A 21,836-nucleotide genomic window follows, 5' to 3' on the forward strand; every position below is an offset into this window, starting at 1 on the left:
GCCGGACAATCCTGAGGAATATGCTCGAAAACCGCGTACTAGACGGATGCAAGCAGGAGTGAGCCGTTGACCCTTTCCCCCGAACAGGCCGTGCAGTTCGGCCCTTACCGGATCTATCCCGGACAACGCCTGATCCTGGAAGGCGACCAGCCTTTGCGCCTGAGTCGGCGCGCCATGGACATTCTGTTGATCCTGCTGGAACACGCCGGGAATGTGGTCAGCAAGCAGCAATTGATCGCCCAGGTCTGGCCCAAAAGCGTGGTCGAAGACATCAATTTGCGCGTGCACATGGCGGCGCTGCGCAAGGCCTTGGGCGACGGTCAGGCCGGCCAGCGTTACATCGTCACCGTGGCCCAGCGGGGTTACAGTTTTGTCGCGCCGTTTTCCCTGGAGCCCATCGCGCAACGTCCCGATGCGCTCGAACCACAACGGCATAACCTGCCGGTGCCCCGCACCCGCCTGATCGGGCGCCAGCATCTGGTGGACAGCGTGGTCACGCACCTGGCCCGCCAGCGTTTTATCACCCTGGTCGGCCCCGGCGGTATCGGCAAGACCACCGTGGCCCTGCGGGTGGCCGAGCAACTGATCGGTCACTACCGCGACGGCATTCGCCTGCTGGACCTCGCCCCGCTGAATGACCCGGCGATGATCAGCGCGCACCTGGCGACCCTGCTGGACCTGGCCCTGCACGATAACGAGCCGATGAACGGCCTGGCGACCTGTCTGCGCGAGCGGCAGATGCTGCTGGTGATCGACAATTGCGAACACCTGATTGATGCGATTGCGCTGCTCTGCGAAAGCATCCTGCGCAGTGCGCCACAGGTGCATATCCTCGCCACCAGTCGCGAGAGCCTGCGGGCCGAAGGCGAGTATGTGCAGCGCCTGGAATCCCTGGACTGCCCGCCGCCGATCGCGGTGCTGGATCGCGCCCAGGCCCTGAGTTTTTCCGCGCTGCAATTGTTCGTCGAGCGAGCGATGGCCAGCCACGACAGTTTCGAATTGAGCGATACGGAGCTGCCGCTGGCGATTGAAATCTGCCAGCGCCTGGACGGCATTCCGTTGGCCATCGAACTGGCGGCGGCGCAAGTCGCTCACCTCGGCATCAGTGGTTTGCACACGCAACTGCAAGGCAGTTTTCGCCTGCTGACCCAAGGCAGTCAGGTGACGCTGGGCCGTCATCAAACCCTGCGCGCGACCCTGGACTGGAGCTTCGAATTGCTCAGTGCCTGCGAGCAAACCTGCCTGCGCCGCTTGGGTATATTCCGCGGCAGTTTCACCCTGGAATCCGCGGCGGCAGTGATCATCGGGGAGCACATCGAACCCGGCGTGGTATTTGCCTCGATCACGCAACTGGTGGCCAAGTCGTTGCTGAACGTGGAGGTTGGCGACGAGGACGTGTTCTATCGCCTGCTCGACACCACCCGCAGCTATGCCCTGGAAAAACTGCATCTGGCCGGCGAATTGTCGGACACCCGGCACCGCCATGGCGAGCGCTGCCTGGCCTTGATGGACCAGGCCCAGAACGACTGGGAGAAAACCCCAACGCACCTGTGGATCGAGCGCTACACCCGGAGCCTGGAAGACATTCGCGCCGCCCTCGAATGGGGCTTGCACGCCAACGGGCCGCAGACGCTGGCGATCCGCCTCACCGCCACGTCGATGCCGCTGTGGCAGGAACTGTCGCTGCTCAAGGAACATGGTGTGTACGTGCGCCGGGCCCTGGCATTGCTCGATGCCGCCGGCGAGCCCTGCCCTCGCCTGACCATCGCCCTCAAGCTCGCACTCGGCAGCTCCTGTTACCACGCCCAGGGTGGCACCGCCGAAACCGTCGACGCCTTCGTCAGCGCCCGGACCCTGGCCGAACGCTGCGACGATGTCGCCGGTCAGTTGCGGGCGGTGTCCGGGCACATGGCGGTCAATCTCTGTAGCGGCAACTACCAGATGGCCCTGGAGCAAAGCCGTCAATTCGATCAATTGGGGTTACAGGGCGACCCGCTGTTGTCACTCAGCACACACCGCTTGCAGGTGCTGGCCTTGCACTTTTCCGGGGATCAGCCACAGGCGCGGTACAACGCCGAACAGGTCATCCAGCGCATGGCCCAGAGCGGCCACCTCAACCGCTTCACCCACGGGTTTGGCGTGCAGTACGACCAGAGCGTTGCCGCCCTGACCATTCTGGCGCGCATCCTCTGGCTGCAAGGCCACCCGGACCAAGCCTGGCGCACCGCGCGCCAGGCGCTGGACATTGCGCTACAGATCAATCACGGCACGTCGATCTGCTACACCCTGGCGCTGGCCGGTTGCGTGATCGCCCAGTACAACGGCGACCAAGCCACCGCCCGCGACCTCCTGCGTCTGTTGCTGGAGCAGGCGCAAAAGCATTCGGTGCTGCTGTTTTACAACTGGGCGCGGCAGTACGCGCGGGTGATCGATGGCGCCGAAGGGCCTGCGCAATCGAGTGCCGGGCTGGTGAAAGAAATCATGCTGACGCTCGACGGTGGCGGTGTCGATGAGGGACTGCTGGCGCGGGCGGAAAGTGGCGCGGCGGGTTGGAGCACGGCGGAGATTCTTCGCGCCCGGGGCGATGCGCTGCTCGACGACCAGCGCCCGGACGAGGCCGAAGCCGTGCTGCTGAAAGCCCTGGCGGTGGCGAAGGCTCAGGGCGCATTGGCCTGGGAGTTGCGCAGCGCTACCTCACTGGCGCAGCTGTGGCAGCGTCAGGGTCATTGCCGGCAAGCCTATGAGCTGTTGGCGCCGATCTATGGCCGGTTCACTGAAGGTTTTGCCACGCCGGACCTGACGAAAGTACGGCAGTTACTCGATCAGCTCGGCGGGCAACTGCACACCTGAGATCCAGCGCGCCCGGCTGTTGTAGTGCGCGTGGCTCAATTCGAGCGCCGGCAAGTGGCCGCTGGTTTCAAGTTTCTCCAGGGCATAGCAGCGTGTGGTGTTGAGGAAGCGATAACGCGCTGTGCCGTTGACCTGCTCGACCGACAGCAGCGATTTGCCCGCCAGGCGTTCGACCATGGCCAACAGGTGCATGGGCGGCAACACCGCGCAACTGATCACGCCAATCGCCGCGTCGAGGGTGAAGGCCATTTTGAACACCGCCAGATGCTGCAACACCATTTGCTCCAGCGGGCTCAGGCGTTCGTAGCTCCAGTCCAGCGCGGCCTTGAGGGTTTGATGGCGCGGCACGGCGGTGCGTCGACCCTGGGTCAGCAGTTGGAAGCAGTTATCCAGTTGTGCTTGCAGACCCACCAGCGCCAGCGCGTCGATCTGCGCGGCGGCCAGTTCGATCGCCAGGGGCAAACCGTCGAGTCGGCGACAGATGTCGCGCACGGCTTTGAGGTCTTGTTCGCGCAAGGTGAAACCTTGCTGCCGGGCGCGGGCGCGGCTGACAAACAGCTGCACCGCCGAATAGCCCATCGCCTCGGACACGCTGTACAACGCCGAGGCCGGCGGCACCATCAACGGCGGCACACGCAACACGGTTTCGCCCTGAGCCTGAAGCGGTTCGCGGCTGGTGGCCAGGATCGACAGGCGTGGCGCGGTGGTGAGCAGATCGTCGATCAAGGTGCGGCAGCGTTCGAGCACATGCTCGCAGTTATCGAGCACCAACAAGGCGTGCAGTGAAGTCAGGCCAGCGTCGGCATGCAAGGTGTTCATCAGGTGATTGAAGACTTGCGACGGATCATCGACGGCCGACAGGTCAACCATCCAGACGCCGTCACGGTAGTGCTGCAACAGCAACTCTGCCACGCGCAACGCCACGGTGGTCTTGCCGATGCCGGCCGGGCCGATCAGGGTCATGAAGCGTCGAACCGGCAACTGCCGAACGACGCTGCCGACAATCGAATCGCGGCCGGTGATCGGGGTCAGCCGCGCCGGCAGGTTGTGCTGGGGCTTGTGTGCGCTGTCGATGAAGACTGGCGTGCCGCGCTGCACCGGGGCGATAAAACTGTAGCCGCGCTGGGGAATGTTGACGATGTAGCGCTGGCCGTTCTGGCCATCGCCCAAAGCCCGGCGCAACGCCGCAATGTGTACGCGCAAGTTGATCTCTTCCACCACCGAAGTCGGCCAGACCCGGGCGATCAATTCGTCCTTGCTGACCACGTGGCCGGCGCGCTCGACCAGCACTTGCAAAATGTCCAGCGCCCGCCCGCCCATGCGCAACGGCCGATCCCCTTCCAGGATCAGCCGTTGGCTCATGTGAAACGCGTAGGGGCCGAATCGCAGCACCGCATCGCTGGTTAAATCTGTAAGGCTGTTCATGCACGTTCAGGTGCTGAAAACCGGGTCGGGCTCAAGGTACTGCAAATTCCGTAGCGCACGTCCAACCAGGCTCCCGCATCTCCATCGCAAAGAGTTCACCGGTATCTTGGCAGGCATCGATGACCGCACAACGACCGCGCGGGGCGCGACACGGACATCACGGTGCGCAATACAGACACGGAGGCTCTAGCTGAACTGTTCGCGGTACTGCGCGGGGGTCAAACCGAGTTTTTCACTGAACAGAAACCGCATGTGCCGCACGCTGCCGAAGCCGCTTTTGTAGGCCACGGTCTTGAGCGGTGCATCGCTGGTTTCCAGCAGTTGCCGGGCATGGTCGATGCGCGCACTTTGCAGGAACTCCATGGGCGTCATGTTCACCTCGCGGGCAAACAGCCGGGCGAAGTGTCGCGAACTCATGTTCGCCAGGCCCGCCATGCGCTCGATGCTGAAGGCTTCGTCGAGGTGTTCGAGCACGTAGTTCTGCACGCGGGTGATGGGCGTTTCCTGGGGGGCGACCGTGGCCAGCAAGGGACTGAACTGCGCCTGCCCGCCCTGGCGTTTCATCACCACCAGCAGCACTTTGGCCACGTCCTGGGCGACTTTTTTGCTGTGGTCCTGGGCGACCACCGCCAACGCCAGGTCGATGCCGGCAGTGACGCCGCCTGAGGTAATCAGGTTGCGGTCCTCGACGTAGATTTGATCGGTCTCGACCATCGCCTTCGGAAAGCCTTTGATCAACCGTTCGGTGTAGTGCCAATGGGTGGTGACGCGATAGCCGTCAAGCAACCCGGCATGCCCGAGCACGAAGGCGCCGGTGCAGATCGAGCCGTAGCGCTCGGCGCGGGTGACGGCGCCCCGCAGCCACGTCAGCAAGTGTTGCGGTTTGTCGTTATAGGCACCGGGGCCGCCGGGGATCAGCAACAGGTCGTAGTGTTCGCTGGCCTGATCGATGTGCAGATCGGCCTGGACATTAACGCCGTTGGACGCGCGCAACGGACCGTGCTCGGTGCCGATCATCGACAACACGTAGTGATCGTCCGGTGGCAGATAACGGTTGGCGATGGAAAACACCTCCATCGGCCCGGCCATGTCGAGCAGCAGAAAGTTGGGGAACAGCACCATTGCCACGGTTTTCATGGGTTCAACATCATCAAAGTCATAAAAAGAGAATATTCCCGCTGCCTGTTAACAGGATTTGTGTGGTGTGCATTATGGCCAAGTGTGGCGATTGTGTCGGATGAGAATACGTGACCCCGCCCACAAAACTGTCAACCTGAGCGAGACAGTATTTCAATTTCCATCTACTTATTGCATCCACCAGTAACCATTAACCTTCTCCTCACTCGGACGAATTCACGTCCTGACAGGAGATTTCATCATGCTGACCCTTCGCAAAGCCTCGGATCGCGGCGCAGCCAATCACGGTTGGTTGAAGTCCTTCCACACCTTTTCCTTCGCCAACTATCGCAACCCGAAAGAGCAGGGTTTTTCCGACCTGTTGGTGATCAACGATGACCGCGTGGCGGCCGGCAAAGGCTTTGGCCAGCACCCGCACCGCGACATGGAGATTTTCTCCTATGTGCTCGAAGGTGCCCTGGAACACAAGGACACCCTGGGCACCGGTTCGGTGATCCGCCCCGGCGATGTGCAATTGATGAGCGCCGGCAGCGGCGTGGCGCACAGCGAGTACAACCACTCGGCGACCCGTGGCGTGCACTTCCTGCAAATCTGGATCGTGCCTGAGGTCAGCGGCGCCAAACCGCGTTATCAGCAAGAGCACTTCAGCACCCAGAAAAAACGTGGACGCCTGGCACTGATCATCTCCCCGGACGGGGCCAAGGGTTCGCTGTCGGTGCGCCAGGATGCGCGGGTGTATGCCGGGCTGTTCGACGGCAAGGAAAGCGCCACGCTGGAATTGGCGGCTAACCGGTATGCCTACGTGCATGTGGCGCGCGGCAGTGTTGAACTCAATGGCGTGCCATTGCAGGAAGGCGATGGTGTGCGGGTTCGCGAGGAGCAGGTGCTGAGCTTGAGCAACGGCGTGGATGCCGAAGTGTTGGTGTTTGATTTGCGGCCGCAGGAATTGCCGGAAATGCCGTAACAGCAACATGCCCCCGTAGCAGCTGTCGAGCCCCAGCGAGGCTGCGTCCGACGGCGAAGCCGTCGTAAAATCAGCCATCGCGGTGTTTCAGGTAAACCGAGGTGGCCGGATTGACGACGGCTTCGCCGTCGGACGCAGCCTCGCCGGGGCTCGACAGCTGCTACGGGGTTATTCGCCTGTACCGGAAAACCCGGCGACGATTTCATCAATCACCGCCCTCACCCGCGCCGTATGCCGCAGATCCGCATGGGTCACCAGCCACACGTCATAGGGCACCGGGCGCGTACGTTCCGGCCACAACCGCACCAGCCCGTCCCGCTCGCCCATGTACACCGGAATCTCGCCAACCCCGATCCCCGCGGCGATGGATCGACGCACCAACAACCCGGACCCCAGGCTCGACACTATCCGCCCGCGCGTCAGCGGTTCCGACACCAGCGTCATCTCCTTGTTGCCCGCCAGATACGGCTGATACACCACCACATCATGCCCTGCAAACGCCGAACCCGGTTCGGGCACGCCATGGGCGTCCACATAGCCTTGGGAGGCAAACAGCCCCACCGGCCAGCGCGCAATGCGTCGGGCGATCAGGTCGGGGTTGTCCGGCCGGGCGTTGCGCACCGCGATATCGGCTTCGCGCTTGGCCAGGCTGATCATCTGCGTGGACGCGTCCAATTGCACCTGCACGTCAGGGTGTTGTTCGTGCAACCGGGCAATCGCCGGGATCAGGAAATCGATGGCCAATGAATCGGTAGTACTGACGCGCACGGTGCCCGTCAGCCGATCATCCAGGCCCTGGATTTGCCGCTGCAACTCCAACGCCGACACCTCCATTTTTTCCACGGCCTGCAACGCCGCTTCGCCCACCGCCGTCAGCGCGTAACCTTCGGAGGTACGCAGGAACAACGTCGCGCTCAACGACTTTTCCAACGCCGTGACCCGCCGCCCGACCGTGGCCTGATCGACCCCCAGCACCCGCGCCGCGCCCCTGAGCGTCGATTCCCGGCAAACCGCCAGAAACACCCGCGCATCATCCCAATTCATACGATTTCCCTGCCACTGCATATTCGCATCACTGTAGCGCGAAATCGCTGCATTACTGCATCAATAAACCTCGATAGGCTGGAGGCCAGAGATAACCTCACAGGAACGTTCTCATGCACAGCACATCCACCACCCCGCCCAGCGCCATCTGGCTGCCGATCTTCGCCGGCCTCTGCGCCAGCCTGGTCAGCATCGGCCTGGCGCGTTTTGCCTACACACCGTTGATTCCATCGTTGATCCAGGCCCAATGGTTTTCCGCCAATGACGTGGTGTACCTCGGGGCCGCCAACCTCGTCGGTTACCTGATCGGCGCGTTGATCGGTCATCCCCTAGCCCGACGGGTGGGCAACAGCACCGCCCTGCGCCTGATGATGCTCGCGGTGACGCTGTCGTTTTTTGCCTGTGGCTTTCCATTGTCGGTGAGCTGGTTCTTCGGCTGGCGCCTGCTGTCGGGGGTTGCCGGTGGCGCGATCATGGTGTTGGTGGCGGCGACCGTGTTGCCCCATGTGCCGGTGTCCCGTCGAGGCTTGGCCAGTGGCGCGATTTTCCTCGGTATCGGTTTGGGCATTGCCGGTTCAGGGACGATTGTGCCGCCGCTGCTGAGCCTGGGTTTGCAGAACACCTGGTTCGGCCTCGGCTTGCTGGCGCTGGTGTTGACCGCCGCGAGCTGGTTTGGCTGGCCGACCACTCAACACGCTGCACCGGTGAACAGCGACAGCGTGAAATCGCCCACCCCGCCAGGCCTTTATCTACTGTTCGCGCAATATGCCTTCATGGCGGCGGGCCTGGTGCCAGCGATGGTGTTCCTGGTGGACTTCGTCGCTCGCGGCCTCGGCGCCGGAGCGCATGTGGGTGCGCTGATCTGGGTCATGTATGGCCTGGGGGCGATTGTCGGGCCGGTGAGCTATGGTTTTCTCGCCGACAAACTCGGCGCACGGTTGAGCATTCGGATTGTGCTGGTGGTGCAGGCGATTGCGTTGGCGTCGCTGGCGGTTTCCAGTTCATTCCTGGCCCTGGCGTTGCTGGCGGTGATCCTCGGTTCGTTCCCGCCGGGCATCGTGCCGCTGGCGTTGGCCCGGGTGCATGAACTGGTGCCCAATCACCATCAACAGCAAATGGCCTGGAGCCGTGCCACGGTGTCGTTTGCCACGTTCCAGGCCCTGACCGGGTTTGCCTATTCGGCGATATTCAATGCCAGCGGCGGGCATCACGCGTTGTTGTTTGTGATTGCCTGCGGGGCCATTGTGGTTGCATTGGTTTTGGAGTTGGCAATGCGTTTGACCAAGATCAAAAAATCGCAAGCTCCTACATTGAACTGCAATCCCATGTAGGAGTGTGTAGCTGTCGAGTGAAACGAGGCTGCGATCTTTTGATCTTCAGCAACCACATACGGTCCCATTTATTAATCCATTCACCACAGGAACCCGAACATGACCCTGCCCCAAACCATGACCCTGATCGAAATCACCCAACCCGGCGGCCCCGAGGTCCTGCAACCGAAGGACGTGTCCATGCCCACGGTTGCCGCCGGTGAAGTGCTGATCCGCGTCCACGCCGCCGGGGTAAATCGCCCGGACGTGATCCAGCGCGCCGGCAAGTACCCGATGAAACCCGGCATGAGCCCGATTCCCGGCCTGGAAGTGGCGGGTGAAGTGGTGGCGATCGGCAAAGGGGTCAGTGAGTTTGTGCTGGGCGACAAGGTCTGCGCCCTGACCAACGGCGGCGGCTACGCGCAATATTGCGTCGCCCCGGCCAGCCAGACGTTGCCCATCCCCGATGACATGGACTGGATTCAAGCCGCCGCCATCCCGGAAACCTTCTTCACGGTCTGGGCCAACCTGTTTGAAATGGGCGGCGCCAGCAAAGGCCAGCGCGCCTTGATCCACGGCGGCACCAGCGGCATCGGCACCACTGCGCTGATGCTCTGCCGCGAGTTTGGCGTCGAGGCATTCGCCACCGCTGGCAGCGAGGAAAAATGCGAGGCGATCCGTAAACTCGGGGCCAAGGCGATCAACTATCGCGACCAGGATTTCGCCCAGGTCATCGCCGAAAAAACCGCCGGCAAAGGGGTGAATGTGATCCTCGACATCATGGGCGGCTCGTACTTCAACAACAACGTTGCCGCCCTGGCCATGGAAGGTCGGCTGGTGATGCTCGGCTTCCTCGGTGGCGCCCACGCCAAGGACGTCGACCTGCTGGCGATCATGGCCAAACGCGCGATCATCACCGGCTCACTGCTGCGCTCGCGGACCCAGGAAGAAAAAGCCGCCATCGCCCAAGGGTTGTACGAATACGTGTGGCCGGTACTGTCGGCCGGGCGTTGCCTGCCGATGATCGACAAGGTCTACCCGTTTACCGATGCGTCGCAAGCCCATGCGCGGATGGAAGCTGGCGATCACATCGGCAAGATCGTCTTGAAAATGGATCAGTAACCCTCTCCCGCCGACTGCGCGCCACCGATGATCGCGATGCCGGAGCTGCTGCCCAAGCGGGTCGCACCGGCCTCGATCATCGCCAGGGCGGTCGGGTAATCGCGCACGCCGCCCGAGGCCTTGACTCCGATGTCCGCACCCACGGTGCGGCGCATCAGGGCAACGTCTTCGACGGTGGCGCCACTGCGGCTGAAACCGGTGGAGGTCTTGACGAAGGCGACGTTCAGCTCGCGACAGATTTCGCAGGCCTTCACTTTCTCGGCGTCGGTGAGCAGGCAGGTTTCCAGGATGACTTTCAGCGGCACACTGCCGCAGGCCTGTTTGACCTGGGCAATGTCGTCCTGCACCTCGGCGAACAGACCATCCTTCAGCCAGCCGATGTTCAACACCATGTCAATCTCGCCAGCGCCAGCGGCAATCGCCCGCTCGGCTTCGAAGGCCTTGGTGTCACTCAAACCGGCACCCAGCGGAAAGCCAATCACTGCGCAAACCTTGACGCTGTGCCCTGTCAGGCACTGCGAAGCGAGGGGCACTTGCCCGGAATTCACACACACCGAATAGAAGCCATGTTCCGCCGCCTCGCGGCACAGGGTGGCGATTTGTTCGCGGCTGGCGTCCGGCGCCAGCAAGGTGTGATCGATGTACTGCGCCAGTGCCTGGGGTGGGAGATGGGCCATCGCAAAAACTCCTGTTTGTATATTCAAATGCCCCTGCGCCACAATCGAGGATCATTTGCGCAAAAACGTTACAAAACTCACAATTAATGTTACTTAAATAACATCAACAATCAACCCCGGAATGCCTGTGGACAGTAAAAAAGCCGAGCGTCTCAAGCTGATTCAACAAGCCCTGCAAGACCAGAGCGCCATTCACCTGCGCGAAATGGCCGCGTTGCTGGACGTGTCGGAGATGACCCTGCGCCGCGACCTGACCAAGTACACCGACCACCTGCGCCTGCTCGGCGGCTACATCACCAAAATCCACGACGGCAACGAACCCGCCGATTACCGCGTGGCCGAACAGGACACCCGGCATGTCGAAGAGAAACGCCGCATCGGCAAACTCGCCGCGCGGTTTATCCAGCCCGGCGACACGGTGTTTTTCGATTGCGGCACCACCACGCCGTTCGTGGTGGATTTCATCCCCGACGAGCTCGAATTCACCGCCGTGTGCAACTCCCTGAACGTGCTGCTCAAACTGTCGCAAAAGCCCAACTGCCACATCGTGGTTTGCGGCGGCACGTTCCATCGCAAGAACCAGGTGTTCGAGAACCAGACCGAATTCGGCATCCTCGATAGCGTGCGCCTGACCTGGGCCTTTGTCTCCGCCGCCGGGGTCAGCCAGGACTTCGGCGTGACCTGCTTCAACTTCAATGAAGTGGAGGTCAAGCAGAAGGTCCTGCGCCAGGCGCAACAACGGTTGCTGCTGGCCGACCACAGCAAGTTCGACACCGTGCGCACCGCGCATTTCGCCGCCCTTGAGGATTTCCAGTACGTGGTCAGCGACAAGAAAATCCCCAAGGCCTATTGCGATGCGATTGTGGCCAGCGGCGCTCAGTTGATTATCTGATCAAGGCCTGTTGCTCGGCCTTGTTCAGATAACCGGTGGTGACCTTGAACGCCGCCGTCTCCCCCGCCGCCAATGCGCGCACATGGCCCTTGGCGGACTCGGCGCGATAGCCTTCCGGCTCGCAGGTGGCGGGCAAGATGAACGCCGCCACTTGCTGATCGGCGTTGTGCAGAATCCAGCGCGCGGCGTGATCGAACTGGTCGGGGCGATAGCGGGTGTAGAACGCGGCCCCGTCCGGGTGACTCAGCAGGAAATGCGCATCGCCGTTTGCATCGGCGTGCACGCCATCGAAGAAAAATACGATCTCCGGGTCGTAGAGGTCTGGGCGATCCAGGCAACGGAACTGTTCCGGCTCCAGCGCCAACTGCTCCATGTATCGGCTCCAGGCCGGGGTCGGCTTGACGTGGGCCGGCACGCTGCTGCGCAGGCGTACTTTTTCGAATCCCAACGGCTCGATAAACCGCGCGCCCTCGACGTAGGCGTAATTCATGTGGGCCATGTACATCAGGTCCATGGGTTTGCCGGCCAGGTTGGTCACGGTCATAGCAATGTCGAACAAGCCCGAATCGGCACGCAAGGTGACGCTCGGACTGGCCAGATAACGGTCGCCAAAACCCTGGGCGTATTCGTACTCGCCGCCCAATCGCAGGAAGGGTCCGTCGCTGTCTTCGCCGATTTCCAGCCAGGCACGATCCATCGCCGCGCACGGCATCTCGCCGTGCAATGGATGATCGTCTTCGGGTGTCGGGCAACCATTGCGCAACAGGCCGCTGTGGAACATGAAACAGCCGTAGGTGCCGATCACTGTCGGGCTCGGTCTGGGCTGGCTGAACAGGTTGCTCATGGTCAGGTCCCGGCCGTCGAACACCGCGTCCCAGATCATCTGGCCCTGATACGGCAGCACCACCAGTTTTCCGCGACTGTTACTCATTTCCAGCGCCAACACGCCGCTGGGATAAGTGCTGGCGCTGACCTTGAAATGCTCGGATTCCAGCAGCGTCTTCGGCGCTTCACTAAACAGCGCCGGGTAGAGATTGATCCGCGTGCTCATGAAGTCACCGCCGCACCCACCGGTGCACGTTCGCTGGCGGAATGACGCAGGCAACGCACCGCGTAAGCGACAATCACGATGAAGCACAGCAACGGCACGCTATAAGCCAGTTGCATGTTGCCGCCGCTGTAATCGGAGAGCAGGCCCTGGAAGATCGGAATCACCCCGCCACCGACGATGCTCATCACCAGCAGCGAACCGCCGACGCCGGTGTCTTCACCGAGGCCATCGATGGTCAGGCCATAAATGGTCGGCCAGCACGGGCCAAGGAACACGCTCACACCGACCGCCGCATACACCGCGGTGATGTTCGGCACCAGAATGGTGTAGGCCAGCAACACAATGCACAGCACGCCATACACCGCCAACACCTTGGCCGGGTGCAGTTTGCGCATCAGCACGTTGGCGATCAGTTTGCCGATGAAATACGCGGCGAAGGTCGTCAGCAGGAACCACGAGGCGCTGCGCTCGTTCATCCCGCCCAATTGCATGGCCAGGCGAATGGTGAAACTCCACACGCCGACTTGCGCGCCGACGTACAGAAACTGCGCCAGCACACCGAAAGTGAAACGCTTGTTGCCCCACAACCGCGACAAACTCTGACCAAGGCTGGCGGTTTTCTTGCTCGCGGTTTGCACGCCTTTGCACGCGGGGAAACGGGTGATGGCGATCAGGATGAACATCAGCACCAGCACCGCGATCATCCATTTGTACGGCAGCAAGGTGGACTGGATCATTTGCAGCTGCTGGACCGCCGCGTCCGAAGCGCTCATTTGCGTGAGCTGCTCGCGGGTGGCGTCGGTGTCCTTGAACATCACGAAGCTGCCGACATACACCCCGGCCATCGCACCGAACGGGTGAAAGGTCTGGGAGATGTTCAGGCGACGGGTACCGGTTTCCCGTGGGCCCATCAGCGTTGAATAGGTGTTGCACGCGGTTTCAAGAAACGACAGCCCCGCCGCAATCACGAACAGCGCCAACAGGAACATGCCGTACTTGGCCGTCGATGCTGCCGGGAAGAACAACAGGCAGCCCAACATGTAGAGCATCAGGCCGATGAGGATGGTGGTCTTGTAGCTGAAACGCCGAACCACCAGCGCCGCCGGAATCGCCACGAAGAAGTAGCCGAGGTAGAACGCCGACTGCACGAATGCAGTCTGGAAATCGCTGAGCAGAAAGGCTTTCTTGAAATGCGCGATGAGCACGTCGTTCATGCTCGCGGCCGTCGCCCACAGCGCGAAAATGCTGCACAGCAGGATGAAGGCGAACCAGGGCGTGCGGTTCAGGTAGAAACCATCGGGCGTCTGTTGGAGCGGAGGCTTTGTCATTGTTGTTCTCCGGGTAGTTTTAAGGGGTGAATCTGCTCGACGTCAGGCGTCGAATTGGCGCTGGAATTCTGCAAATGCAGGGGCATCCGGGTAGGAGGTCTGGGTGCCCAGCCCCGTGACCGAGCACGCGGAATAGGCCACGGCCTGGGTCATGGCGGCGCGGATATCGCGGTCGCGGCTCCAGTGCCGGATGAAGCAGCCAATGAACGCATCGCCGGCACCGGTGGTGTCACGGGCGTTAACGCGCAGGCCGGGAATCTGGAACTCGCCCTCCTCTCCGACGTACAGCGCACCCTGCTGGCCGAGGGTCACGATCACATGGCGGATGCCGCTGGCGACCAGGGATTTGGCGGCTTTAAGCGCGGACTCAGGCGAGTCGACGGTATGGCCGCTGATCAGCGCCAGTTCGGACTCGTTGGGTATCAGGAAATCCAGTTGGGCCAAGTGTTCACGGCTCAGGCCGGCCAAGGCCGGTGCCGGGTTGAGCAACACCGGGATGTTGTGTTCGCGGCCGAACTCGATGGCGTAGTAAACGGTTTCCACATTGATTTCGAGTTGCAGCACGATCAGCGTGCATTCGCGCAGGGCTGGCGCGGCGGCGTCGATATCGGCCGGGGCGAGATGGGCGTTGGCACCTTTGACGATGAGGATGCTGTTGTGGGAATCGGCCTGGACGAAGATCGGTGCCACGCCGCTGGACACGCCGGGCACACGCTGCACGTAACGGGTGTCGATGCCGAAGCGCTGGAAATTGGCCAGGGTGTTGTCGGCAAACATGTCATCGCCGACCTTGGTCAGCATCAGCACATCAGCCCCCAGCTTGGCCGCTGCCACCGCCTGATTAGCGCCCTTGCCGCCGCAACCGAGGGCAAACCCCGGAGCTTCCAGTGTCTCGCCCTGGGCCGGCATGCGGTCGATGTAGGTGATCAGATCCACCATATTGCTGCCGATGACTGCGATCTTGCTCATTGCTATCCCACCTTGATACGGCTTGCCTGACTGACGTCGGCGCTGTTGTTTTGTTATTTAAATAACATTCGGTGTGATTATTCAATCTTTTTTATTGCGTAGATGAGGAAGCAAAGACGAGCGGCTTTGCGCAAATCCGGTGTGCGATCGGGAGGTGGCGGTGATCGTTCCCACGCTCCGTGTGGGAATGCAGCCCGGGACGCTCCGCGTCCCATTGGAACGCAGAGCGTCCCTGAAGGCATTCCCACGCAGAGCATGGGAACGATCCTGCAACACACACGACTGTCGAAATAATTCCCGTCCCCGCCCCGCATCTGTTAAAACCCGTGCTTTCCCCTGATCGACTGGACTGCTGGATGCTTACTCCCCTCATGAGCCGCTTGCGTCGGCGCTGGTTTTCATCGTTGTGCATGGCGCTGCTGATCGTCGGTTTGCCGGCGAGTTGCGGGGTGCTCAAGTACAAAGAGCGCGAGTTGTTGTTCCGCATCGAGCCGGGCACGGCCGGGTGGTATCGCGGCTTGCCGCAAGACGTTCAGGAATTCGATATCAAGCCTGCCAGTTTCAAGGGCAATCAAAACCTGCATGCCTGGTGGTGGCCGGCCGCGCGCCGGGATGCGCCGTCGATCCTGTACCTGCACGGCGTGCGCTGGAACCTCACCGGCCAGGCCTTCCGCATCGAACAGTTGCGGGCGATGGGCTATTCGGTGCTGGCCATCGACTACCGCGGCTTTGGCCAGAGCAAGGGCGATCTGCCGTCGGAAGCCAGCGTTTATGAAGACGCCCGAGTCGCCTGGGAGCGCTTCAAGGCGATGCAACCGGACCCGAACAAACGCCTGATCTACGGCCACTCGTTGGGCGGCGCGGTGGCCATCGACCTCGCGGCAGACCTGGCCACACAGGCGAAAAAGGACCACGTCGCGGTGCCAGTGCGCGGATTGGTGATCGAGTCCACCTTCACCACACTGGGCGACGCTGTCGCGCAAGTGGCCGACAGCAACCTGCCGGTGAAATCCCTGCCGGTGCGCTGGCTGCTGTCGCAGAAATTCGATTCCATCGACAAGATCACCGACATCGATATGCCATTGCTGGTGGTCCACGGTCTGGCCGATGCGTTCATGCCGTCGCGCTTCAGCCAGCAGTTGTTTAACGCCGCCAACGAGCCCAAGCGCCTGCTGTTGGTGCCCGGTGGTACGCACAACAACAGCATGAGCCTGGGCGGCAGTCAGTACCGCCAGGCCATCGACAACCTGATGAAAGCCAAGCCAGCACAGGTCGCCGGGCCAACGGTGACTCAAGGTGCCCGCAAGGCTTAGCGATAACCCCGCGCCTGCAAATCGAACAACTGCGCATAACGCCCGCCCGCCGCCACCAGGCTGTCGTGATCGCCACGCTCCAGGATCGTGCCCTGATCCAGCACGATGATGTGGTCGGCGTTGCGCACACTGGAAAAGCGGTGGGAGATCAGCAAGGTCATGCGGCCCTGGGTGTGCTCACTGAAATGCGCGAACACCGCCGCTTCCGCCGCCGGGTCGAGGGCTGAGGTCGGTTCGTCCAGAATCAGTATGTCGGCATCACGGCGCATGTAGGCGCGGGACAAGGCGATCTTCTGCCATTGCCCGCCGGACAGCTCCTGCCCCCCGGCAAACCAGCGCCCCAGTTGCGTGGCGTAACCGCGATCCAGCCCTTCGATAAAGGGCGCGGCCATGCCTTCGGCCGCCGCTTCTTTCCAGCGTTTTTCATCGTCGAAGGCCAGGGTATCGCCGACACCGATGTTCTCGCCCACGGAGAACTGATAGCGAATGTAGTCCTGGAAAATCACGCCGATGCGCCGCCGCAGCGCATCCTCTTCCCAGGTTTGCAGGTCACTGCCGTCGAGCAGGATGCGACCCTGATCGGGGCGATACAGCCGGGTCAGCAGTTTGATCAGCGTGGTCTTGCCCGAACCATTCTCACCCACTAGTGCCACGCTGCGGCCGGGCACCAGGTGCAGGTCGATGCCCTCCAGCGCCGCGCGACTGGCCTCTGGATAGCGGAAGCCGACGTTCTCGAAACGCAGTCCATCGCCGGGCACCGCGCCCACGGTCAGGTGGCCGGTATCGCTCACCACCGGTTCGGCCAGGTATTCGTAGAGGGCCGACAGGTAAAGACCATCCTCATAAAGACCGCTGATCGCGCTGAGGCTACTGCTGACAGCGGTTTGCCCCTGTTTGAACAGCACCAGGTACATGGTCATCTGCCCGAGGCTGATCTGGCCATGAACGGTATCGACCACCACCCACGCATACGCCAGGTAAAACGCCCCGGTGCCCAGCAGCCCAAGGACAAAACCCCAGCCGTCACGACGTAACGTCAGGCGTCGGTCTTCGGCGTAGAGCCGTTTGAACGTGTCGCGATAACGCTGCAACAGCAAGGGCGCAAAACCGAACAGCTTGACCTCTTTGATAAAGCTCTCGTGGGACAGCAGCGTCTCGATGTAACTCTGCTGCCGACTCTCCGGCGCGCGCCGGGTGAACAGCCGAAACGCATCCCCGGAGAAATGCGCCTCGGCGAAAAACACCGGCAACGCACCGACCACCAGCAACACCAGCGCCCACGGCGAAAAGTGCACCAGCAACACACCGAAACTGATCAGCACAATCAGGTTCTGGATCAGCCCCAACGACTTCATTACCAACGCTAGCGGCCGGGTCGAAGCCTCGCGCCGCACCCGCACCAACTTGTCGTAAAACTCCGAGTTCTCGAACTGCACCAGCGATAACGTCTGGGCCTTCTCCAGAATCATCGTGTTGACCTTCTGCCCCAACTGCACCCGCAACAACGACTGCTGCACCGACAACGCCCGTTGCGTCCCGGACAGCAAAGCCAGCACCCCCGCCTCGAACAACACATAACGCACCACCGGCCACAACGGCGCACTGCCCTGCTGCGCGTGCAACTGCATGGCGGTGACCACGGCGTCGACAATGCGCTGGCCGAGCCAGGCAGCCAGGGCCGGGAGGACACCGGCGATCAGGGTGGCGAGGACCAGGCCGAGGAACAATCCGCGTGAGGTGCCCCAGACCAGTTGCAGGGCGCGTCTTGCCTGGTCGAGCAGCGCGGCGAAACGGTTAACTGCCGCGCTCATTCAGCACACTCCGCCGGGGGCTTGGAGGATTCGCCCTGAAACCGCGCCCGATACCGCCCCGGACTCTCCCCCGTCCACTTCTTGAACGCCCGGTGAAACGCACTCGGTTCCTGAAACCCCAACTGCTCGGCGATATCGCCAATGCTCGCCTTGCTTTGGCGCAACTGTTCAAACGCCACCCCGCGCCGCACCTCGTCCTTGATCTCCTGATACGAACAGCCCTCGCGCTCCAGTTTGCGGCGGAAGGTGCTGGGGCTCAGGTGTTGTTCCAGGGCGAAGGCTTGCAGGGTGGGCCATTGGCTGTAATGGCTGTTACGCAGGCGCTGGTGCACGTGGGACGCGAGGCCGTGCTGGTTGCGGAAGCGGATCACCAGCCATTGCGGCGCGGTGCGTAAGAACACTTTCAAGGATGCGAGGTCTTGAACCACTGGCAGTCGCAGGTAGTAGCTGGCGAATTCGATTTCGGTGCGTTCGGCGCCGAAGGTCAGGTTGGGGCCCCAAAGCAGACGGTCGTCGCTGAGGGAGACGCGGGCATGACGAAAGTCCGCACGGTCGATGGGGATGCGGCGCCCGCCGAGCCAGCACAGCAAACTGATCATCAGGACCAGGAAGGTTTCTTCGCCGAGGCGGCTGACGTCGTGGTCGGTCGAGCGGGTTTGCAGGCTGATGACCGCACGCTTGCCGCGCACCGTCAGGGTGCCGCGAAAGTCGCTGAGGAACAGGGCGAAGTTGGCCAGGCATTGGCGCAGGGCTTTGTGCAGGTCGGGTTCCTGGATCAGCGCGCGGCAGATCAGGGCGAAACTGCCCGGTGGCATGCCGTGGCGGTCGAGGCCGAAGAATTCGTCGTCGAGCTCGCGAATCTGGATCAGCCACAACGCGGCAAACGCACTGGCCGGCACGCGGGCCGTGGGCTGGTCGAGCAGCGCCGGGTCGATATTGGCCTGTTCAAGCACCGCCGCGAGGCGCTGAGGATTGTCCATCAGACGATGGATCATCGCCCGCACGAAGTAGGCCGCCACTGAATCCGTTTCCCGCATGTGAACGCTTTGCTCCCCATCACCCGACTGGCAAAAAACACCAGTGCCGTTGAACAGTTGCGGCATAGGACAAGCGCCCTGCCCGCTCTAGACTCGCGGCCATAGTACGCCTTCGGCCGTTGTGGCGGCCAAGGTATCGACGGGTTTGATCGCAAGGACTTCAAGCATGAATCTGCAACACATCGGCGTGATTGGCGCGGGCACCATGGGCAACGGGATTGCGCAGGTTTGCGCCGTGGCCGGCTTCAGCGTGACCTTGATCGATATCAGCGAAAGTGCCCTGCAAAAGGCTGTGGCGACTGTCGGCAAGAACCTTGATCGGCAAGTCGCCAAAGCGACGTTGAGCGAAGAGCAGAAACTCGCCGCCCTCGACAAGATCCGCACCAGCACTGATTACGCCAGCCTGAAAGGCGTGCAACTGGTGATCGAAGCCGCCACCGAAAACCTCGACCTGAAACTGCGGGTGCTGCAACAGATTGCCGCGCAGGTCAGCGCCGAGTGCGTGATCGCCTCCAACACGTCCTCATTGTCGATTACCCAACTCGCCGCCAGCGTCAGCCAGCCCGAGCGTTTCATCGGTCTGCACTTCTTCAATCCGGTGCCGGTGATGGAGCTGATCGAGGTGATTCGCGGCCTGCAAACCAGCGACGCGACCCACGCCCTGGCGCTGGACATGGCCACGACGCTGGGCAAAACCGCGATCACCGCCGGCAACCGCCCGGGCTTCGTGGTGAACCGGATCCTGGTGCCGATGATCAACGAAGCGATCCTGGTGTTTCAGGAAGGCCTGGCCAGCGCCGATGACATCGACGCCGGCATGCGCCTGGGCTGCAACCAGCCGATCGGCCCGCTGGCCCTGGCGGATTTGATTGGCCTGGATACGGTGCTGGCGATTCTCGAGGCGTTCTACGACGGCTTCAATGACAGCAAATACCGCCCGGCGCCGTTGCTCAAGGAAATGGTCGCCGCCGGTTACCTGGGACGCAAAACGGGGCGCGGCTTCCATGCCTATGCCTGAGCGTTGTGAACGCTTTGCCGAATACCGGGACAAGGTGCTGGAGCTGTTCGCCAGCAAGGGTTTCGGCCAGGTCGGCATGCGCGAGCTCGCCACCTGCCTGGGGCTCGCCCCGGGCTCGCTGTATCACCATTACCCGAGCAAGCAGCACTTGCTGGCGGACTTGATCGAAGAGTTCTACGAAGAGTTGTTGGCGACGCTTGGGCGCCTGGATAAAAAAGCCAAACGCGGCATGCTGCCCAGCCTGATCCAGGCGCACCTGAACCTGCACCGGGAAATGCCTTGGCATTTTCGCTTGGCGGAGCGCGACAGCGGTTGCCTGAATGAAGATCAGCAGCAACGAGTTCGGCAATTACGCGAGCAATACGAATGCCGGTTGCTGCTGATGTTGGGGGCCAAGTCCAGGCTCAGCGCACAGGGTCAGTTGGCGGCCGGGCACGCGATTGCCAACTTGCTCAACAGCGCCCCTGGTTGGCTGACCCAGCATGCGCTGGGTGAAGCGGAGCGGGATGAACTGTTGGAAAGCCTGGTGAGCGGCGCGATCGAGCGCGTGTTGCGCCCTTCGGTGCCACGCGCAGTGGCCTGAGGCGATACAAAGTGCCAGTACCCACTGGCATACTGGCGCCCCCTCAAAACACAAAAAGGATTTCGTGTGTTCTCGCGCCTCAATACCCTCGTCTCAGGGCTCTTTCACGCCGTTAGCGGGCTCGTTGTACTCGTTTTGATTCTGCATGTGGCCTTCTTCAACTGGCAGTTGATGACGCCGCGTGATGTCGGCGGCACCTTCATGGGCGGCGGCATGGAAACGCCGATGTATTTGATGAGCTGGGGGGTGGCCATACTCGGGCTGGTTATCGCTATTTTGTTACGCCTGCCTGGCGCGATCTACGGCTGGATCGGCTCCGGCCTGGTGCCGCTGGGCATCGGCACCTGGTGGCAACTGAACTACCCGGACAACGACACAGGTAATGCGATTTACAGCATCAGCGAGCATGAGATTGGCTCCTTCATGATCATCGGCGTGATTCTGCTGAGCAGCGGTCTATACGCTCGCGAAAAACTCAAAAACCGCGTATCGGATCCGCAGCAAATGCCAGTGCAATTCATCGCCGCCGTGCTGCTGGCTGCTTTCTTTATCGGCGTGCCTCTCGGCAAGTACAAACAGGCGTCGCTCCCCCACTGCGCCTTCAATAAGGAAGGTCAGCAGTTGACCGTCTGCATTGGCGACGAACGCGTCATCGTCGATTGATCGAGCAATAAGCCGCGCCTTGTCTATAGAAAAAACGTCTGAACAAACCCGGTGAAACCCGGCCTCTAACGCTTTGCTATTAGAGGTCGAACCCTATTGAAGCTGGAGGCCGTTTTGGCGTCCGGCCCCACTCGGTTACCGGGAGTAGAACATGAAAATCAATCCCTACCTGATCTTCAATGGCGACTGTAAAGCCGCCTTCACCTATTACGCCACGGCCCTGCCCGGCCAGATCGACATGATGATGACCTTCGGCGAAAGCCCGGCGAAGGAACACGTTCAAACGGAGTACCACAACCTGATCATTCATACCCGCCTGTCGGTGGGTGACCAGGCGATCATGGGTTCGGACACCACACCTGATCGCCCTACCGACGATATGGCCGGATGCTCGATCTCGTTGAACGTCGACAGCGTGGCCGAAGCCGAGCGCGTCTTCGCCGCACTGGCGGAGGACGGCACGGTGCAAATGCCGTTGGAGGCAACCTTCTGGGCGGCCCGCTTCGGGATGCTGGTGGACCGGTTTGGCGTGGCGTGGATGGTCAATTGCGAGAAGGATCAGTAAATCGCCTATAGAAAAGCCCAACCTGAAAAGGTTGGGCTCGTTGAACCAGTGGCGAGGGAGCTTGCTCCCGCTTGAGT

19 protein-coding genes are annotated in these 21,836 nt (G+C 61.7%); 10 read left to right on the forward strand and 9 right to left on the reverse strand.

Annotated elements, in window-relative coordinates; all coding sequences use genetic code 11:
* The first annotated feature begins 66 nt into the window (after nucleotides 1-66).
* Nucleotides 67-2,850, forward strand: a complete 2,784-nt coding sequence (locus tag HKK52_RS08715; protein ID WP_169370482.1) for an ATP-binding protein — start codon at nucleotides 67-69, stop codon at nucleotides 2,848-2,850.
* Here the strand turns inward: HKK52_RS08715 and HKK52_RS08720 are convergent.
* On the reverse strand, nucleotides 2,815-4,275 hold the full coding sequence (locus HKK52_RS08720; RefSeq protein ID WP_169370483.1) for an ATP-binding protein: 1,461 nt from the start codon (nucleotides 4,273-4,275) through the stop codon (nucleotides 2,815-2,817). The genes HKK52_RS08715 and HKK52_RS08720 overlap by 36 nt on opposite strands.
* 186 nt (nucleotides 4,276-4,461) lie before the next feature.
* Nucleotides 4,462-5,412: a GlxA family transcriptional regulator gene (locus HKK52_RS08725; RefSeq protein ID WP_169370484.1), complete on the reverse strand. Its 951-nt coding sequence runs from the start codon at nucleotides 5,410-5,412 to the stop codon at nucleotides 4,462-4,464.
* Nucleotides 5,413-5,653: 241 nt separating this feature from the next.
* Between HKK52_RS08725 and HKK52_RS08730 the strand changes: the two genes are divergently transcribed.
* Nucleotides 5,654-6,376, forward strand: a complete 723-nt coding sequence (locus tag HKK52_RS08730) for a pirin family protein (protein ID WP_169370485.1) — start codon at nucleotides 5,654-5,656, stop codon at nucleotides 6,374-6,376.
* A 168-nt stretch (nucleotides 6,377-6,544) separates the two neighbouring features.
* On the opposite strand, the gene HKK52_RS08735 is transcribed toward HKK52_RS08730, so the two are convergent.
* The gene (locus HKK52_RS08735; RefSeq protein WP_169370486.1) at nucleotides 6,545-7,420 is read right to left on the reverse strand and encodes a LysR family transcriptional regulator; all 876 of its coding nucleotides are present in this window, start codon (nucleotides 7,418-7,420) and stop codon (nucleotides 6,545-6,547) included.
* A 113-nt stretch (nucleotides 7,421-7,533) separates the two neighbouring features.
* Here HKK52_RS08735 and HKK52_RS08740 point away from each other — a divergent pair, with 113 nt between their 5' ends.
* Nucleotides 7,534-8,751 carry a YbfB/YjiJ family MFS transporter gene (locus HKK52_RS08740; RefSeq protein WP_169370487.1) on the forward strand — a complete coding sequence of 406 codons (1,218 nt, stop codon included), beginning with the start codon at nucleotides 7,534-7,536 and terminating at the stop codon, nucleotides 8,749-8,751.
* A gap of 99 nt (nucleotides 8,752-8,850) precedes the next feature.
* Nucleotides 8,851-9,852, forward strand: a complete 1,002-nt coding sequence (locus HKK52_RS08745; protein WP_169370488.1) for an NAD(P)H-quinone oxidoreductase — start codon at nucleotides 8,851-8,853, stop codon at nucleotides 9,850-9,852.
* Here the strand turns inward: HKK52_RS08745 and deoC are convergent.
* Nucleotides 9,846-10,529: a deoxyribose-phosphate aldolase gene (gene deoC, locus HKK52_RS08750; RefSeq protein ID WP_169370489.1), complete on the reverse strand. Its 684-nt coding sequence runs from the start codon at nucleotides 10,527-10,529 to the stop codon at nucleotides 9,846-9,848. The two genes, HKK52_RS08745 and deoC, sit on opposite strands and share 7 nt — an antisense overlap.
* A gap of 127 nt (nucleotides 10,530-10,656) precedes the next feature.
* Here deoC and deoR point away from each other — a divergent pair, with 127 nt between their 5' ends.
* Nucleotides 10,657-11,421, forward strand: coding sequence for a DNA-binding transcriptional repressor DeoR (gene deoR / locus HKK52_RS08755; RefSeq protein WP_169370490.1), 765 nt, complete (start codon nucleotides 10,657-10,659; stop codon nucleotides 11,419-11,421).
* On the opposite strand, the gene HKK52_RS08760 is transcribed toward deoR, so the two are convergent.
* From HKK52_RS08760 to rbsK, 3 genes are read right to left on the reverse strand one after another with little or no spacing between them, the layout of a single operon-like run.
* On the reverse strand, nucleotides 11,414-12,472 hold the full coding sequence (locus HKK52_RS08760; protein WP_169370491.1) for an aldose 1-epimerase family protein: 1,059 nt from the start codon (nucleotides 12,470-12,472) through the stop codon (nucleotides 11,414-11,416). The genes deoR and HKK52_RS08760 overlap by 8 nt on opposite strands.
* Nucleotides 12,469-13,800, reverse strand: a complete 1,332-nt coding sequence (fucP, locus tag HKK52_RS08765) for an L-fucose:H+ symporter permease (RefSeq protein ID WP_169370492.1) — start codon at nucleotides 13,798-13,800, stop codon at nucleotides 12,469-12,471. The genes HKK52_RS08760 and fucP overlap by 4 nt, the downstream gene beginning before the upstream one ends.
* A gap of 42 nt (nucleotides 13,801-13,842) precedes the next feature.
* Nucleotides 13,843-14,769: a ribokinase gene (gene rbsK / locus HKK52_RS08770; protein WP_169370493.1), complete on the reverse strand. Its 927-nt coding sequence runs from the start codon at nucleotides 14,767-14,769 to the stop codon at nucleotides 13,843-13,845.
* 356 nt (nucleotides 14,770-15,125) lie between these two features.
* Here rbsK and HKK52_RS08775 point away from each other — a divergent pair, with 356 nt between their 5' ends.
* Nucleotides 15,126-16,082, forward strand: coding sequence for an alpha/beta hydrolase (locus HKK52_RS08775; protein ID WP_169370494.1), 957 nt, complete (start codon nucleotides 15,126-15,128; stop codon nucleotides 16,080-16,082).
* Here the strand turns inward: HKK52_RS08775 and HKK52_RS08780 are convergent.
* The gene (locus HKK52_RS08780) at nucleotides 16,079-17,893 is read right to left on the reverse strand and encodes an ABC transporter ATP-binding protein (RefSeq protein WP_169370495.1); all 1,815 of its coding nucleotides are present in this window, start codon (nucleotides 17,891-17,893) and stop codon (nucleotides 16,079-16,081) included. The genes HKK52_RS08775 and HKK52_RS08780 overlap by 4 nt on opposite strands.
* Nucleotides 17,890-18,930 (reverse strand): AraC family transcriptional regulator, encoded by a 1,041-nt coding sequence (locus HKK52_RS08785; RefSeq protein WP_169374211.1) that lies wholly within the window; start codon nucleotides 18,928-18,930, stop codon nucleotides 17,890-17,892. The genes HKK52_RS08780 and HKK52_RS08785 overlap by 4 nt, the downstream gene beginning before the upstream one ends.
* A 166-nt stretch (nucleotides 18,931-19,096) precedes the next feature.
* On the opposite strand from HKK52_RS08785, the gene HKK52_RS08790 reads away from it, so the two are divergent.
* The 4 genes from HKK52_RS08790 to HKK52_RS08805 all read left to right on the forward strand — a co-directional run bounded on the left by HKK52_RS08790 (nucleotide 19,097) and on the right by HKK52_RS08805 (nucleotide 21,759).
* Nucleotides 19,097-19,948, forward strand: a complete 852-nt coding sequence (locus HKK52_RS08790) for a 3-hydroxybutyryl-CoA dehydrogenase (RefSeq protein ID WP_169370496.1) — start codon at nucleotides 19,097-19,099, stop codon at nucleotides 19,946-19,948.
* Nucleotides 19,935-20,531 (forward strand): TetR/AcrR family transcriptional regulator, encoded by a 597-nt coding sequence (locus HKK52_RS08795; RefSeq protein ID WP_169370497.1) that lies wholly within the window; start codon nucleotides 19,935-19,937, stop codon nucleotides 20,529-20,531. Before HKK52_RS08790 ends, HKK52_RS08795 begins: the two co-directional genes overlap by 14 nt.
* 66 nt (nucleotides 20,532-20,597) lie before the next feature.
* Nucleotides 20,598-21,194, forward strand: coding sequence for a hypothetical protein (locus HKK52_RS08800; protein WP_237150740.1), 597 nt, complete (start codon nucleotides 20,598-20,600; stop codon nucleotides 21,192-21,194).
* Between the two features lie 151 nt (nucleotides 21,195-21,345).
* Nucleotides 21,346-21,759: a VOC family protein gene (locus HKK52_RS08805; protein WP_169370498.1), complete on the forward strand. Its 414-nt coding sequence runs from the start codon at nucleotides 21,346-21,348 to the stop codon at nucleotides 21,757-21,759.
* The last annotated feature ends 77 nt before the right edge of the window (nucleotides 21,760-21,836 follow it).

The organism is Pseudomonas sp. ADAK2 (assembly GCF_012935755.1).
Lineage (GTDB): Bacteria > Pseudomonadota > Gammaproteobacteria > Pseudomonadales > Pseudomonadaceae > Aquipseudomonas.